Origin of the sequence: Streptomyces parvulus (genome assembly GCF_014648855.1) — a bacterium.
Taxonomy (GTDB): domain Bacteria; phylum Actinomycetota; class Actinomycetes; order Streptomycetales; family Streptomycetaceae; genus Streptomyces; species Streptomyces parvulus.
Window position 1 is genome coordinate 161,390 of sequence record NZ_BMRX01000004.1, and the last position, 14,896, is coordinate 176,285.

The window sequence follows — 14,896 nt, forward strand, 5'->3', positions numbered from 1 at the left end:
CCGGGTGCAGAGACCGCTTGTCGGGGGATCGGCGATCCCTGGCTCGCCCGCCCGCCCCGGACGACAATGGGCCGCATGGACCGAGCAGCACTGGCCGACTTCCTGCGCAGCCGCCGTGAGGCGCTCCGGCCGGAGGACACCGGACTTCCCGCGGGGCCCCGCCGACGGGCGAAGGGGTTGCGCCGCGAGGAGGTCGCGTCCCTCGCCGTGATGTCGACCGACTACTACACGCGGCTGGAGCAGCGGCGCGGCCCGCAGCCCAGCGAGCACATGCTGGCCTCGCTGGCCCGCGCGCTGCGCCTGACGGCCACCGAGCGCGACTACCTGTACCGGGTCGCCGGGCACAACGCGCCGACGTCCCTGTCGGCCACCACCCACGTCGCCCCCGCGCTCCTGCGGGTGCTCGACCGGCTCGACGACACCCCGGCGCTCGTCCTGACCGACCTGGGCGAGACGCTCGTGCAGAACCGGATGGCCACGGCCCTGTTCGGGGACGCGTCGCGGCACACGGGCCCGGCGCGCAGCGGGATCTACCGGTGGTTCACGGACCCGGCGGAGCGCTCCCTGTACCCGGAGGCCGACCAGGAGCGGCAGAGCCGTGCCCAGGTCGCGAATCTGCGGGCTTCCTACGGGCTGCGGGGCGCGCGGTCGCGGGCCGGGGAGCTGGCGCGGACGCTGGAGAGGGCCAGCGAGGAGTTCGCCGGGCTGTGGGCGCGGCACGAGGTGGCGCAGCGTTTCGAGGACCACAAGACGCTGCTGCACCCGGAGCTGGGGCCGATCGAGGTGGACTGCCAGGCGCTGTTCACGGAGGACCAGTTGCAGACGCTCCTCGTGCTCACCGCTCCGCCGCGCACCGAGGGACACGAGAAGCTCCGGCTGCTGGGCGTCCTCGGCCTCGACCGCTTCACCGGGGCGGACCGCTGACCGGCGGCCCCCGCCCGTTCGGACGGCGCCTTCGGCCGACGCGTTCAGTCGCCCGGCACGACCTGCCCCCACGCGTCCAGTTCACGGACGATCGACGCGCGCAGGGTGTCGTGCCGCGGCCCCAGCCGGAAGCGCCCGTCGGTCCACCTCTCCCGCGGGTGGAGCCAGACGGGGCGGCGGACCAGGCCGGCGGGCTCCCACTCGTAGCGGGGCCAGACGTGGGCGTGCAGGAAGGGGTCCGTGTTGCCGAGGATCTCCAGGTTGACGCGGCGGAAGGCGGGATCGTGAGCGCGGCAGGCACGCTCCACGGCCTCACCGAGCCGGTCCATGTCGGACAGGAACGACAGCCGCTTCGTCCGGGGCAGGTCGGAGAGCCGCTCCACGCCGGGGTCGTCGGCGAGGAGCACCGAGTAGCCCGGCAGGAACTGCACGTCCCCGATCACCGCGAACCCCGCCGTGAGCCTGCGCATCACGGTCGGGTTCTCCCCCGTGAGCGCCGCGCCGATCCGGTCCGCCCGCCAGTCGTCAGCCATGCCGCGAACGTACCGTCACACCGTCGTGCCCGGGGATCCGGCGGCGGTTCCGCTCAGTGGAACGAACCCTGGCGGCCGAGGGACTGCTCGGGGGTCGCGCCGGGGCGGGTCCACTGGGGGACGGGGCGGCTGGTCGGGCCCCAGGTGGCGTTGCCGTCCGCGTCCGAGCGCCAGGAGTAGCAGGGCTCGCCGCCCTCCGGCCGGCCCTCGGGGTTGTCCTCCCAGGCCTCGCCGCGGCCGTACGGTGTGAGGTCGAGCAGGGCGATGGAGCTGTTGACGCGTTCGGTGCCGCGGCCCGTCGTGGAGTAGGTGAGGAAGACCCGGTCGCCCTCGCGCAGGTAGGAGGCGAGGTAGCCGGTGTCCCCGCCGGCCGGTCCCTCCACACCGCGCATCGAGTACCAGGGCTGGGTGTAGCCCATGAACTCGACGAAGGGGGCGATCTCCTCCCAGGGGGCCGGGGCCAGGACGGCGAAGGAGACGCCGCGGGCGTTGAGGTAGACGGCGTCCTTCAGGTGCCAGGCCGTGGTGGTGCAGCCCTCGCACTGCCCCTGGTGCGGCGCGCCGTCGTACCACATGTGCTTGTAGACCACGAGTTCGTCGCGGCCCTGGAAGAGGTCGAGGAAGGGGACCGGTCCGTCGGGGCCGACGACCTCGACCGTCCCGTCGAACTCCACCATCGGCAGCCTGCGGCGGTCGGCCGCGAGGGCGTCACCGGCGCGCGTGTGCGCCTTCTCGCGGACCAGCAGTTCGTCGCGGGCCGCCTGCCAGGTGGCCATGTCCACCACGGGCGGACGGCCGGACGGCGCGGTGGTCGGGTCACTCGGCGTGTGCGTCATGACATCCTCCGTGGGTGTCTCGTGCCGGGCGGCGTCGCGCGCCTGGGGCCACGACGCTCACCAGGTACAGACTCCCACCGCGACCGGAATTCATCGCGACGAGCGACGAGCGGTAGGCGACCGGCGAGGGGAGGCGGCCGGCAGGGCGAGCAGGCAGAGGTGCGGGTAGAAGTAGTGCCCGAGGTCTCCAGCGCCGGACGGGGCGTGGGGCCAGTCCAGCCGGGCCGGGGGTGGCACCCGCGCGCCGAACAGGGAGCGGTGGCAGGCCGGCAGGGCCCGCCGGACCAGCGGGGCGCGGGCAGGGTCTCCAGGACACGGGCAGGGTCTCCAGGACAGGGGCGCGGTGCTCCGGCGGTACGGCCGGCAGCGTCATCCGCTCCCGGGCCCCCGCCGCCGTCACCGGGGCGGGGTCGGGTACGCCGCCGACCGAGGGCTGCTCGGCCGGGGCGCGCGACCAGGTCCCGGCGGCGTCGTTCATCGCTGGGCGGACGCCTGCAGTTGATGGCGGAGGTGGTCGATGAGCCGGATGCTGTCGTCGAGGCCGCCGGGGCGGGAGCGCAGCAGCCAGCAGGCGCGCTGCTCGGCCAGGAGCGGTTCGAGGCGGCGCAGCAGGGCGCGGGCGGTCGCCGGGGCGATGGTGTCGGCCCCTCCTCCGGTGGCCGCGCGAGCCCTGAGGACGTCCACGGCGAACTCGGCCAGGCCGATGGCGTGCCGCAGTTCGCGCAGCACGGTCTCCCCGTCCGGCGCCGCCGGGTCGGCGCCCGCGAGGTCGCGGCGGGCGTCGTCCAGGGTCCGTGCGGCCCGGTCGAGGTCGTCGGCCGGGGGCGGCGCGGGCAGTACGGGGCCCCGGTGCGGGAAGAGGGCGCGGGCGACGGCGGAGCCGTTGAGCAGGGGCGCGCCCAGTGTGCGGTAGAGGCCGCCCAGGCGGACGAGGACGTCTCCCGTCACACCGGCGGCGTCGAGCAGGACGTGCTCGTCCAGCACGGCCGCGAGGTCGAGGTCGCGGTTGGCCTCCAGGCACCAGCCGACCGCGCCGCCGAACACGGCGGGTCCGAAGGCCACGGACGGCGCGTCCCACATGCCGTGGTCCCCCCAGGAGGTGAGCAGGTAGCCCGAGGCGCCGCTCTCCAGTCCCGTCTCGGCGGCGTCGGTCATGTTCTCCACGGCGTTGTCCAGACGGCCCAGGATGCTGTTCCAGTTGCCGGCCCCGGGTGCCACCCAGAACGGCACGCCCGCCTCGCGCAGCCGCTTCGCGTCGGAGCGGAACCCGTCGCGCAACCGGTCGAGGTCGGCGCCGAGCCCGCGCCAGGAGCTGGCCTCCCGCCCGTCGTCGGCGACGACGTCGGCCGCGTGGCTCGGGGCGTCGTACTGCCAGATCACGGGGGTCGCGCCGGGCGGGACGCGGTCCGCGAGTTCGGGGTGGCGGGTGAAGACGTCGGCCCAGAACTGCACGGTGTAGCCGGCGTCGAGCCACGGCCGCAGCACCTGGGAGACGTAGTCGAAGTAGACGGTGCCGAGGCCCTCGCGGGCGACGCGTTCGCGGGAGCGGCCGGTGCCCAGCTCGAAGGGTTCGTCCGCGCCGATGTTCAGCCGCCGCGAACGCACGTGCCCGGTGACCTCGGTGAGCAGCTCGTGTGCGAACGCGGCGTTCTGCGGGGTGGGTTCGAGGGTGCTGGCGGGTCGGTGGGCGCCGCCGCGTTCGAAGCCGCCGGGGTTCTCCGCCCGGTGGGTGAGGCCGGGGTGGGCGAGGAAGCGCTCCATGTGGCCGAAGGTGTTCTGGTTGACGACGAGTTCGATGCCCAGCGCGGCGCAGCGCGCGTCGAGCCAGCGCAGGTCCTCGGCGGTGAGCGGGGAGGCGTCCTGCCAGACCTCGCGATGGTCGCGGAAGGCGAAGGTGTGCTCGGTGTACAGCTCGAACTGGTTGAAGCGGGCCAGGGCGAGGAGGTCCAGCCACCGGACGAGGGTGCGCCGGGTGGGGACGCGGTCGCGGCTGATGTCGAGCAGGAAGGCACGGCGTTCGAAGTCGGGGTGGTCGGTGATGTCGTAGCCGTGGTCGCGGTAGCCGGGGTCGGCGCGCAGCTGGTCGAGGGTGGCCAGGGCGTAGCGGAGCCCGGCGGCGTCCGCGTGGTGGACGGTGACGCCGGCGGGCGAGGTGCGCAGGCGGTAGCCCTGGGCGGGGAGTTCGGGGTCGTGGACGACGTCGGGTGTGGCCTCGGGGTCGGCGCCGCCGGGCGTGGTGGTGAGAGTTCGGGGGGCGGGGAACGGGGTGGCGGGCACTGCGTGGCTCCTGGTGGAGGTGCGCCGGGAGGCTTCGCGGGCCTCCCGGCGCGGGACGGGTGGGTCAGGTGCGGCCGTTGAGTTCACGGAGGTCCGCGCGGTTCGCGGAGACCTTGAGATCGTCGTACCAGATGTGGCTGCCGTTGGCAGGGGCGCACTCGTTCGTGGCACCGCCGGCGAAGCTGGAGAAGCAGGCCAGGTCGGAACTGACCGCCGGCGGCGTGAGGTGACGGGCCGGAGCCCCGGTCTCTTGTGGTGACCCGGAAACCGTAGGAGAGTGGCCGCAAATGAGTACCAAGCATCAGCTCGCGGGGCTGCCCGAGGACGCCGACCTGAGGCGGGCGGACTCCCTCGCCCGGGAGATCTTCTCCGACGTCGCCAACAAGTGGGCGCTCCTGATCATCGAGGCACTCGGTGAACGCACCCTGCGCTTCAGCGAGTTGCGCGACGAGGTGGACGGTGTGAGCCACAAGATGCTCACCCAGAACCTGCGCATGCTGGAGCGCAACGGCCTGGTCGAACGGACGGTGTTTCCCACCGTGCCGCCCCGGGTCGAGTACACGCTGACCGAACCGGGCCGGGCCCTGCGCACCACGGTCGACGCGATGTGCGACTGGACCCACCGGTACCTCGGCCACATCGAGGACGCGCGCGGCCGCGCCGGCGGCTGACGGGCGCCGGGAGGAGGGGGAGGCCGATGCGGGCGGTGGTCCAGGAGCGCTTCGGCCCGCCCGAGGTGCTGCGGCTCCAGGACGTCGAACGGCCCCGGCCGGGCGCCGGCCAGGTGCTGCTTCGGGTGTGCGCCTCGTCCGTGAATCCCTACGACTGGCACATGATGCGCGGGGACCCGTACGCGGCCCGGCTCACGGGTGGCATGGGGTTCGGGCGTCCCCGGCACCGGGTGGCCGGCATCGACGTGGCGGGCGTGGTGGAGGGCGCGGGCCCCGGCGTGACGGGGTTGGCACCGGGCACCGAGGTGCTGGGCTTCTGCCCGGGTGCCTTCGCCGAGTTCGGGTGCGCCTCCGCCGGGCTGCTGGTGCCCAAGCCGCCCGGCCTCACCTTCGAGCAGGCCGCGGCCGTGCCGATGGCGGCCGTGACGGCTCTGCGCGGCATCCGGACCGTGGGGCGGGTCGAGTCGGGTCAGCGGGTGCTGGTCAACGGCGCGGGGGGCGGCGTGGGCACCTTCGCCGTGCAGATCGCCGCGGCGCTGGGCGCCGAGGTCACCGCCGTCTGCGGCGCGGACAAGGCCGGCCTGGTGCGCTCCCTGGGCGCCGCGCACGTCCTGGACCGCGCCCGGCAGGACTTCACCGACGGCCGGACGCGCTACGACGTGATCCTGGACAACGTGGGCAACCGCCCGCCCGGCCGGCTGCGCCGGGCGCTGACCCCCGCCGGGGTCCTGGTGGCCAACGGGGGCGGCTCGCCCGGCCGTGTGTTCGGCGCGATCGGTTCCACGCTGAGGGTCGTGGCGGCGAACGCGTTCACGCGGCAGCGGCTGGGCCCGATCCTCCCGGCGACCCCGGCCGGACCGGCGCACGCGGACCTGCTCGCCGTGACCGCCCTGATCGAGGCGGGACGGGTGGTCCCCGTCGTGGGCCGGACGTATCCGCTGGCCGAGGCGGCCGACGCGGTGCGCCACGTGGAGGAGGGCCACGCCCGCGGCAAGACCGTGATCACGGTGCCCGGCGGCGTCAGTGGAAGCCCGTCCGGTCCGCCGTGACCCCGACGGTGTCCTTCACCATCGCCAGCGCCGCCCCCAGCGGGCTCGACCGGCCGCCGCTCACCGTGACGTCGCCCGCCTCCGGACAGCCGAAGACCACGGCCTTCTCCGGCCCGTCGAGCGCGTACAGCGGATCCCCGGGCCCGGTCTCCTCCAGGCGTACGTCCACCAGCAGAGGCCGGTCCAGGGAGGCGCCGGCGACCGCGCGCAGGCGGCGCGAGCGGGCGGCCGCGTCCAGGGCCGCGGCGGCGGTGCCCGCGTCCACCGCCTCCGCGCGCACACGCACCGTCGCCGGGTCCCAGCCCCAGGCCAGTGCGGCCAGCAGACGCACCTTGGTGGCGGCGTCCGCGCCGGACAGGTCGGCCGAGGGATCCGCCTCGGCGATGCCCCGCCGGCGTGCCTCGCGGACCGCGTCGTCCAGCGAGTCGCCCTCGGCGAGGCGGTCCAGGACGAAGGTCACGGTGCCGCCGGGGCAGGCGCGGATGGTCCGGCAGCCCATGCCGCGCAGCCCGGTCCGCGACAGGTCGCCCGCGGGCAGCGCCGCCCCGGTCGCCCCGGAGATCCTGATCATGCTCCGCCCGGCGCGGGCGGCGGCGGCGAGGTCCGTCCAGTGGGTGAGCAGGTGGCTCTTGGTCGCCGTCACGACGTGGACGCCCCGGCGCAGCGCGGTGACCGCCTCCTGCGCGGCGAGCGGACGCAGCTCCGGCGAGGAGGGCAGCGCCTGTACGAAGACGGAGGCGCCGGTCCGGTCGAGCGTCGTCTCCAGCGGCTCGGGCGCGCTCCAGGCCGCGCGCGGCGGCACCGGCTGGCCGTCGTCGGCCGGCAGCCACTGGCCGGAGCCGGCCCGTACGGCGCGGACCACCGGGCGTACGCCGTGCAGACGGGCGAGTCCGTCCCCGTGCCGGGCCAGGTGCTCGACGTACGCCCGGCCGACCGGGCCGTATCCGGAAAGGACCACGCCGGTCCGCTTCGCTTCGCCCATCCGTCCGGACTCCCCTCGTCTCCTGCCCACCGGTCCGCCCGAGTGGCGCACGCACCGGATGAGATCACACCATCGGAAGGGTGGCGGTGTCCGGGCCCGCCGGCCGGCTCCGCCCCGAACCGATCCGAACGAGCAGAGGTGAGGACCGATGGCGACCGAGCCCGTGCGGTATCCGAGTGCGATCGTGCCCGTCGGCCACGTGGAGCCGGTACCACGCCGGGTCCGCGGACACCTGGGCGGCCGCGCCGTCTTCGACACCCGGCGCGCGCTGTACGTGTGGGAGTGGCCGCCGTATCCGCAGTACACCGTCCCGCTCGACGACCTGGCCGAGGGCGTGGCGCTCTCCGCCGAGGGGGAGACCAGGACGCTGGGTGCCTGGCCCGCCCGGCGGCACGCGCTGCGCATGGGCTCCGAGGTCCGCGAGGCCGCCGCCTGGGTGTGGGACGAGGAGGCGCCCGCGCGGGTGCGCGGCACCGTCCGTTTCGAATGGGAGGCGCTGGACGGCTGGTTCGAGGAGGACGAGCCGGTCTTCGTGCATCCGAGGAGCCCGTACTCGCGCGTCGACGCGCTGCGTTCCTCCAGCCGCGTCCGCGTGGAACTGAACGGTGAGCCGCTCGCGGACGCCCCGCACTGCGTCACCCTGTTCGAGACGGGCCTGCCCACCCGCTACTACCTCGACCGCGCGTACGTCGACTGGACGCGGCTCGTGCCCTCGGACACGGTCACCCGCTGCCCGTACAAGGGGACGACGAGCGGCTACTGGTCCCTGCGCTCGGCCCCGGACGCCCACCCGGACATCCTGTGGACGTACGACTTCCCGACCCCGGCGGTCCACCGGATCGCCGGGATGGTCGCGTTCTACGGCGAGCAGGTCGACCTCCTGGTGGACGGCGCGCCTCTCTGACCTGGTCGTCAGTCCGTCGCTCCCTCCGGCGTGTCGCGCAGGTCGACGACGGTGGCGGCGAACGCCAACGGGCCCGGCAGCAGCGGGACCAGCACGGGTATGGACCAGGCGACCAGCGCGGCCGGCACCAGCGCCGCCGCCAGCAGCAGGGTGCCGCGCGGGCGGGCGACGGAACGCCGGAAGCCCTCACGGAGCGAGAGCCGGTGCGGGGCGGGCAGCGCCGTGGTGCGCAGGGCGACCACCGCGAGGCCCAGGGTGAGCAGTAGCAGCGCGGGGGCCATGAGGGCCGCCCCGGGCAGACTGGCGCGGATCAGCGCCGAGTCCACCAGCAGGACGCCGGCGAGCAGCGGCACGGCCAGGCCGCCGGACAGTGAGCCCGGCGTCAGGTGGGCCCGCAGATCGGCCAGGTAGCCGCCGGCGCCGACGGGCGCCCCGGCGTCCGCGGCCCGGCGCAGGGTCGCGGACGCGGCGGCGAACGCGGCGGGCGCGGTGACGACGGGGAGGCAGGCGAGGCTGGTGAGCAGGCCCACGAGCAGCATGTCGGCGAAGAGGGTGAAGCCCGCCGGGAAGACCTCCCCGGGTTCCCGGCGGTCGCTCGGCGGCAGGGTCGGTGCCTGGGTCACGGTGTCAGCCCTTCAGTCCGGAGGTGGCCATGCCCTGCACCAGGTAGCGCTGGAAGACGAAGAAGAACAGCACGATGGGCAGCACCGAGATGACCGACATCGCGAACATGGGCCCGTACGCCGAGGTGCTGGACTGGTCGACGAAGCTGCGCAGGGCCAGGGTGATGGTGAACTTCTCGGGGGCGAACAGGTAGATCATCTGCGTGAAGAAGTCGTTCCACGTCCAGATGAAGGTGAAGATCGCCGTGGTGATCAGCGCCGGCCGGCTCAGCGGAAGCGTCACCGACCAGTAGGTGCGGAAGGCGCCGCAGCCGTCGATGCGGGCGGACTCCTCCAGTTCGCGCGGCAGTCCGCGCATGAACTGGACGATGAGGAAGACGAAGAACGCCTCGGTGGCGAGGAACTTGGGCAGGATCAGCGGCCAGTAGGTGTCCACCATGCCGAGCTGGTTGAAGATGATGTACTGCGGGATGAGCACGACGTGGTGCGGGAGCATCAGCGTCGCCACCATGAAGGCGAACATCACCTTGCTCATCCGGAAGCGCAGCCGGGCGAACGCGTAGGCGGCCAGCGAGCAGGACACGACGTTGCCGACGACGGCGCCGCCCGCGATCAGCACGGTGTTCCAGAGCAGCCGGGTCACGGGGACGCCGGACACGCCGTCGAGGGCGGTCGTGTAGTTCGACCACTCCAGGTGGCTGGGCCACAGGTCGAGGCTGGTCACCACCTCGTCGGCGGGCTTCAGCGACGTGGCCAGCAGCCAGGCCAGGGGGTACAGCAGGACGAGCAGGCCCACGACGGCGATCGTGTGCGGGATCCATCGCCTGGTGGTGAGGTTCATCGTCCCTCCTCGTCCGCGTAGAAGACCCAGGACCTGGACGTCCTGAACAGGATCAGGGTGATGATGCCGATGACGACGAGCAGCAGCCAGGCCATGGCCGCGGCGTAGCCCATGTGCGAGGCGGTGAAGCCGCGTTCGTAGAGGTAGAGGGTGTAGAAGAGGGTCGAGTCGGCGGGGCCGCCCTCGCCGCCGCTGACCGCGAAGGCCGGGGTGAAGACCTGGAAGGACTGGATCATCTCCAGGACCAGGTTGAAGAAGACCACCGGGGACAGCATCGGCACGGTGACGGAGACGAACTGCCGCCACCGTCCGGCACCGTCCAGCGCGGCCGCCTCGTACAGCTCGGGCGAGATCTGCTGGAGCCCGGCGAGGAAGATCACCATGGGCGCGCCGAACTGCCACACCGTCAGCAGGACGATGACGTAGACCGCGAGGTCCGGGCTGCCGACCCAGCCGCCGGTGTCGATGCCGACGGAGCCGAGGATGTCGACGACCGAGCCGCCGTCGTTGAACAGCGCCCGCCACACCAGGGCGATCGTCATGCTCGCCCCGAGCAGCGACGGCGCGTAGAAGGCGGAGCGGTAGAAGGCGCGGCCCCGGCCGAGGTTCTTCAGGAGCATCGCCGCGCCGAGGGCGAGGAGCAGCTTGAGCGGGACGGCGATCACGACGTACAGCAGCGTGGTGCCGACCGACCGCCAGAACCGGGGGTCCTCGGTGAGCATCTCCTGGTAGTTGCGCAGGCCCACCCACCGCGGTGGGTCGAACAGGTTGTAGTCCGTGAACGAGAGGTAGAGCGACACGGCCATCGGGACGAGGGTCAGCACGGCGGCGCCGAGCATCCACGGCGTGAGGAACACGTAGGCGGGCCACCGCTGTTCGCGGCGCCGGGCCCGCCGGCGCCGGGCCGGTGGCCGTGTCCCGGCCGGGCCGTCGGCGCGCGCGGGCGCCCTGGTCGACACTGTGCTCATGACCGCAGCTCCCGTTCGGCTTCGTCGATGAATTCCCGGGCCGCCGCACGCGGAGAGGCCAGGTCGTACATCACGCGGTGGTAGGCGCGCTTGAACGCGGTCTGTATGGCCACGTCGCCCCGCGGCGGTGCGGGAGGCGGAGCGTCCAGGCCGTACTTCTCCATCCGCTGCGCGTACTCGTAGATCTCCTTCTCCGCGCCTTCCAGGGTCCTGGCGACGCGGGCGGCGATCCCCCGGTTGGGCGGCGTGGAACGGGTGAAGCCGAGCACGTCCCCGGCCCGTTCGTCGTTGAGCAGGAAGTCGACCAGCGCGGCCGCCTCCTTCGGATGTTCGCTGCCGGCACCGACCCCGAGGAGCATGGAGGGCTTGAAGTAGGCGCCCTGGCGCCCGTCGGCGGTGGGCACCGGCGCGAAGTGGACCTGGTCGCCGAGCAGGGCCGTGTAGCCGGGGAACGGCGCGTCCCAGGTGAAGTCGGCGGCGGCGAGCCCGCGGCCCATCGGCGACAGTTCGGTGGTGTTGGCCTGCGAGGTGTCCTCGGCCTCGGCGACCACGCCTTCGTCACGGAGCTTGTCGCAGAAGGTCCAGAACTCGGTCAGGTCGTCCTCGGTGAAGCCGAGTTCGGTCTGGCTCCGGTAGAGCTTGCCGCCGCGGCTGCGCAGCCAGTCTTCGAAGATGTCCTCGTTGACACCGTTGTCGTTGGCGCCCACCACGGTGCGTCCGTCGGGGGACTCGAGCCCCAGGTCGGTGATCCGGCGGTTGGCCCGCGCCCACTCCTCCCAGGTCCAGTCGGGCCGGGGCGTGGGGATGCCGGCCTTCTCGTAGACGGCGGAGTCGTAGGCGTAGCCGGTGATGCCGCGGCCCATCGGCAGGGCGTACTGCTCGCCCTCGTACAGTCCCGTGCGGACGAACTCCTCGTCCATCTCGGAGGTGCGTATCGTGCCGTCCGCCAGGGCGTCGCCCAGGGGCAGGAGCGCGCCGCCGCCCGCGTACTGGGAGATCTGCCGGTAGTCGAGCTGGGCCACGTCCGGGATGCCGCCGCCGGCCGCCTGCGTGGCCAGCTTCTGCATGTACGAGCCGAAGTCCGCGTTGGAGGTGCGGACGGTCACGCCGGGATGTTCCTTCTCGAAGAGCTCGACGGCCTTCTTGGTTCGTGCGGCGCGGTCGTCGTTGCCCCACCAGGAGAACGTGAGGGTCACGCCGCCGGACGACACGTCGCCGGAGGAGGAGCACGCGCTGAGCGAGGCCGTGAGCGCGGTGCTGAGACCGACGGCGGCCGCGGCCAGGACGGCCCGGCGGCTCAGCGGTCGGCGCCGGCCGCTTCGGGGCTCGGGCATGGGGGCCTTCCCAGGGGTTGCGAGGACGGATGGGCGGGAGCGGCGGGACGGCACGGGGCCCTCCCACCGGGATGCCACCGGCATGTCACCGGGGCGGGCGGTGCGGTCAGATGCCGGGGTAGACGGCCAGCCGGCCGCACATGCCGAAGCGTCCGGTCGCCGTGGGGCCGGTGGCGGACACCTTCGCGTCGGCCAGGTGTCCGTCGTCCTCGCCGCGCAGGGCGGCGAGCTGGGCCCGGGTGGCCTCGGCGGCGGCGTGTGCGCCGTCGGCCCAGCGCCGTCCCCAGTCGTCCAGGCGGGGCCGCACCAGGTCGGCCGCGGCCCGCCGGAACGCGGCCAGGGGTTCGGGGTCGCCGTTCTCGGTCGCCTCGCGCAGCTCCAGGAAGCGCCGCGTCGCCAGGTCGCGGCGGGCGCGCGCGACCCTCGCCTGCTCGTCCTCGGGGGCGTCGGACGGGATGCGGACGGCGTCGGCGTACGTGTCGGGGTCGGTCAGCCGGTCCTGGGGCAGGGTGAGGACCGCGTCGCCGGCCTCGGGCAGGCCGCTGTTCTGCATCACCACGGTGATCTCCAGACCGCCGTCGTTGACCAGGCGGTGGATCGTGCCGGGCGTGAACCAGGCGACCGTGCCCGCTTCCAGCGGGGTCTCCCGGAACCCGGAGGCGGTGAGGGTCTGCACCGTGCCCCGGCCGGCCGTGACGACGTAGCCCTCGCTGCACGTGAGGTGCAGGTGCGGGGTGCCGCCGCCGGGCAGGCCCTCGACGGTCGGCCAGTCGTACACGGTCAGGCGCGACACACCCACCGCGCCGGGGAAGCCGTCGTAGGCCGTGCTCACCATGCGAGTCCCTCCAGGTGTGCGGCGACCCGCGCGTGGTCCCAGGCCCCGTCGGCGACGACCACGCGGTAGGCGCGGGCCAGGGTCTCGCCGGGCGGGAGGACCAGTTCCTCGTGGAAGGCCCAGGACGGTGCGACGGCGGCGAACGGGTCGCTGCGCACGAACCAGTGCGCCGGGTGGGTGCCCTTCTCTCCCAAGTGGTCGTTGGACGGGGCGTGTTCGAAGACGACCGTGGCGTGGCCGTCCCGTCCGTCGTGCTCTCCGACGTAGGCGAGCCATGGGGCCTGGGAGCCCATCGGGTCACCGTCGGCGGACTCGGCGGTGAACACCCGGCCGTCGCGGAAGGCGCGCGGGCCGCGCCAGAAGAGGCCGGTGTATCCGGCGGCGGGGCGGCCGTGGGTGGTGGGGCTGCCGAAGCGCAGGTCCTCGTCGCGCCGGTTGGTGATCGCCGACGTCCAGACGAGCGTCCAGCTGCCGGACTCGGGGTCGACGTCCCGTACTTCGACGCGGCGCTCCTCCTCGGCCCACAGCTCGCCGCCGTGCGGGTGCCACGTCAGGCGTTCGGCGATGACCGCGCGGTCGCCCGCGGCCTCGACCCGCTCGAAGGAGACGTGGGCCATCGAGCCGACCTTCTCCGGCAGGGCGAGGTAGCCGTCGCCGTGCACGTAGGTGTTGCCGCCCCACAGGTTCTGGCCGGACAGGTGGGAGGCGGTCAGCTGGAGGCCCTTGTGCCAGCGGTGGTCGTTGGGCCGGTAGTCGGTGACGACGCCGCCGGAGAGGGTGCGGACCGGGTGCAGGTACGGCTTGGGCGCCTCCCAGTCGGCCTCGGGCCGGTACACGCACGAGAACAGCTCGGTGCCGGCCGCCCCGTGGGCCACGGTGATCCGGTCGCCGTGGACGTGGGTCAGTGAGAGCGTCATGCCTGGTCCTCTTCCTCGGGGGTACCGGCGGGCGCCCAGCCGGGGGCGCCGCCGTGCAGTTCGGTGTAGTAGGGGTCGCCGGGGCCGATGTCACCCGCGCGCACGGTCGTGTCGGTGAAGGCCGACTTGTAGAGGGCGGTGACGAGTTCGAGCGTGCGCCGGCCGCCCGCGCCGCTGGTGGCATGGCGCCGCCCGTTCCTGATGTCGTCGACCAGGACGCGCAGTTGGGCGAGGTGCGAGCTGGGCTCGTCGGCGCCGAAGTCGCGCCAGGCCGCCGCGGTCTCCTCGGGGACGCCGGGCGCGGGGGTGATGCGCCAGTCGGCGTTGCGGTAGCCGTAGAGGTGGGTCACCTCGACGGTGGCCAGTTCGCAGTCGATGCGTATCCGGCTGACCTCGTCGGGGCTGAGCACGCTGTTGACCAGGGTGGCGACGGCGCCGTCGGCGAAGCGGACCAGGGCGGTGGAGACGTCCTCGGTCTCCACGTCGTGCACCAGGCGGGCGGCCATGCCGCGCAGCTCGGTCCACGGGCCCATCAGGTCGAGCAGCAGGTCGGTCTGGTGGATGCCGTGGCCCATGGCCGGGCCGCCGCCCTCGGTGGCCCAGCGTCCCCGCCACGGCACCGCGTAGTACGCGCGGTCCCGGTACCAGGTGGTCTGGCAGTGGGCGACCAGGGGCCTGCCCAGGGCACCGCCGCGCAGCAGGGCGCGGACGTGCCGGGCCGCCGAACCGAAGCGGTGCTGGAAGACGATGGACGCGTAGGGCGCCGCGTCGTCTCCCGGCTCTGCGGCCCCGACGGCGTCGTAGTCGGCCAGCGAGGGGCAGGGCGGCTTCTCGCACCACACCCAGGCGCCGGCCCGGAGCGCGGCGACGGACTGCTCCCGGTGCACGGAGGGCGGGGTGCACAGCACGACGAGGTCCGGACGCACCCGGGCGAGCGTCGCGTCGAGGTCCGTGGACGCGTGCGGGATGCCGAACTCGTCGGCGAACGCGCGTACCGCCTCGCCGTTCACGTCCACCGCGGCCACGATCTCCACCTCGCCGTCGGCGGCCAGTCTCCGCAGGGCGGGCAGATGGCTGGAGCGTGCGATGGATCCCGTACCGACCACCGCCGTGCGCAGGGGTGCGGGCGAAACGTGCGAAGACATGCGGACCCTCTCGTGAGCCGGACGACGGGCACCGCGGGCACGGTGGCGATGTGCCGA

At 73.8% G+C, this 14,896-nt stretch carries 15 protein-coding genes; 4 read left to right on the plus strand and 11 right to left on the minus strand.

Going from position 1 to position 14,896, the window contains the following annotated elements; all coding sequences use genetic code 11:
* The first annotated feature begins 75 nt into the window (after positions 1 to 75).
* Positions 76 to 924 carry a helix-turn-helix transcriptional regulator gene (locus IE108_RS08605; protein ID WP_064732102.1) on the plus strand — a complete coding sequence of 283 codons (849 nt, stop codon included), beginning with the start codon at positions 76 to 78 and terminating at the stop codon, positions 922 to 924.
* A gap of 44 nt (positions 925 to 968) precedes the next feature.
* On the opposite strand, the gene IE108_RS08610 is transcribed toward IE108_RS08605, so the two are convergent.
* The 3 genes from IE108_RS08610 to IE108_RS08620 form a co-directional block, all read right to left on the minus strand.
* The gene (locus IE108_RS08610) at positions 969 to 1,457 is read right to left on the minus strand and encodes an HIT family protein (protein ID WP_064731448.1); all 489 of its coding nucleotides are present in this window, start codon (positions 1,455 to 1,457) and stop codon (positions 969 to 971) included.
* A 53-nt stretch (positions 1,458 to 1,510) separates the two neighbouring features.
* Positions 1,511 to 2,293 (minus strand): DUF899 family protein, encoded by a 783-nt coding sequence (locus IE108_RS08615; RefSeq protein WP_064731447.1) that lies wholly within the window; start codon positions 2,291 to 2,293, stop codon positions 1,511 to 1,513.
* Positions 2,294 to 2,767: 474 nt separating this feature from the next.
* The gene (locus IE108_RS08620) at positions 2,768 to 4,570 is read right to left on the minus strand and encodes a glycoside hydrolase family 20 zincin-like fold domain-containing protein (RefSeq protein ID WP_064731446.1); all 1,803 of its coding nucleotides are present in this window, start codon (positions 4,568 to 4,570) and stop codon (positions 2,768 to 2,770) included.
* 287 nt (positions 4,571 to 4,857) lie between these two features.
* Between IE108_RS08620 and IE108_RS08625 the strand changes: the two genes are divergently transcribed.
* Together IE108_RS08625 and IE108_RS08630 are read left to right on the plus strand one after the other, a co-directional pair.
* Positions 4,858 to 5,241 (plus strand): winged helix-turn-helix transcriptional regulator, encoded by a 384-nt coding sequence (locus IE108_RS08625; RefSeq protein WP_064731445.1) that lies wholly within the window; start codon positions 4,858 to 4,860, stop codon positions 5,239 to 5,241.
* A gap of 26 nt (positions 5,242 to 5,267) precedes the next feature.
* Positions 5,268 to 6,290 (plus strand): NAD(P)-dependent alcohol dehydrogenase, encoded by a 1,023-nt coding sequence (locus IE108_RS08630; RefSeq protein ID WP_064731444.1) that lies wholly within the window; start codon positions 5,268 to 5,270, stop codon positions 6,288 to 6,290.
* Here IE108_RS08630 and IE108_RS08635 read toward each other — a convergent pair.
* Entirely contained in the window at positions 6,262 to 7,272 is a 1,011-nt protein-coding gene (locus IE108_RS08635) for a homoserine dehydrogenase (RefSeq protein WP_064731443.1), read from the minus strand. The genes IE108_RS08630 and IE108_RS08635 overlap by 29 nt on opposite strands.
* Before the next feature lie 148 nt (positions 7,273 to 7,420).
* Here IE108_RS08635 and IE108_RS08640 point away from each other — a divergent pair, with 148 nt between their 5' ends.
* A complete protein-coding gene (locus tag IE108_RS08640) occupies positions 7,421 to 8,176 on the plus strand; it encodes a DUF427 domain-containing protein (RefSeq protein ID WP_064731442.1) in 756 nt (251 codons plus the stop codon).
* An 8-nt stretch (positions 8,177 to 8,184) separates the two neighbouring features.
* Here the strand turns inward: IE108_RS08640 and IE108_RS08645 are convergent, their stop codons facing one another.
* From IE108_RS08645 to IE108_RS08675, 7 genes are all read right to left on the minus strand, one after another.
* A complete protein-coding gene (locus tag IE108_RS08645) occupies positions 8,185 to 8,799 on the minus strand; it encodes a hypothetical protein (protein ID WP_064731441.1) in 615 nt (204 codons plus the stop codon).
* 4 nt (positions 8,800 to 8,803) lie between these two features.
* Positions 8,804 to 9,640: a carbohydrate ABC transporter permease gene (locus IE108_RS08650; RefSeq protein ID WP_064731440.1), complete on the minus strand. Its 837-nt coding sequence runs from the start codon at positions 9,638 to 9,640 to the stop codon at positions 8,804 to 8,806.
* Positions 9,637 to 10,608 carry a carbohydrate ABC transporter permease gene (locus IE108_RS08655; RefSeq protein WP_064731439.1) on the minus strand — a complete coding sequence of 324 codons (972 nt, stop codon included), beginning with the start codon at positions 10,606 to 10,608 and terminating at the stop codon, positions 9,637 to 9,639. Before IE108_RS08655 ends, IE108_RS08650 begins: the two co-directional genes overlap by 4 nt.
* Positions 10,605 to 11,942, minus strand: coding sequence for an ABC transporter substrate-binding protein (locus IE108_RS08660; protein ID WP_064731438.1), 1,338 nt, complete (start codon positions 11,940 to 11,942; stop codon positions 10,605 to 10,607). Before IE108_RS08660 ends, IE108_RS08655 begins: the two co-directional genes overlap by 4 nt.
* Positions 11,943 to 12,048: 106 nt before the next feature.
* The gene (locus IE108_RS08665) at positions 12,049 to 12,777 is read right to left on the minus strand and encodes a cupin domain-containing protein (RefSeq protein WP_064731437.1); all 729 of its coding nucleotides are present in this window, start codon (positions 12,775 to 12,777) and stop codon (positions 12,049 to 12,051) included.
* On the minus strand, positions 12,771 to 13,694 hold the full coding sequence (locus IE108_RS08670; protein ID WP_064731436.1) for a DUF6807 domain-containing protein: 924 nt from the start codon (positions 13,692 to 13,694) through the stop codon (positions 12,771 to 12,773). The genes IE108_RS08665 and IE108_RS08670 overlap by 7 nt, the downstream gene beginning before the upstream one ends.
* Positions 13,691 to 14,839 (minus strand): Gfo/Idh/MocA family protein, encoded by a 1,149-nt coding sequence (locus IE108_RS08675; RefSeq protein ID WP_064731435.1) that lies wholly within the window; start codon positions 14,837 to 14,839, stop codon positions 13,691 to 13,693. The genes IE108_RS08670 and IE108_RS08675 overlap by 4 nt, the downstream gene beginning before the upstream one ends.
* Positions 14,840 to 14,896 lie beyond the last annotated feature (57 nt).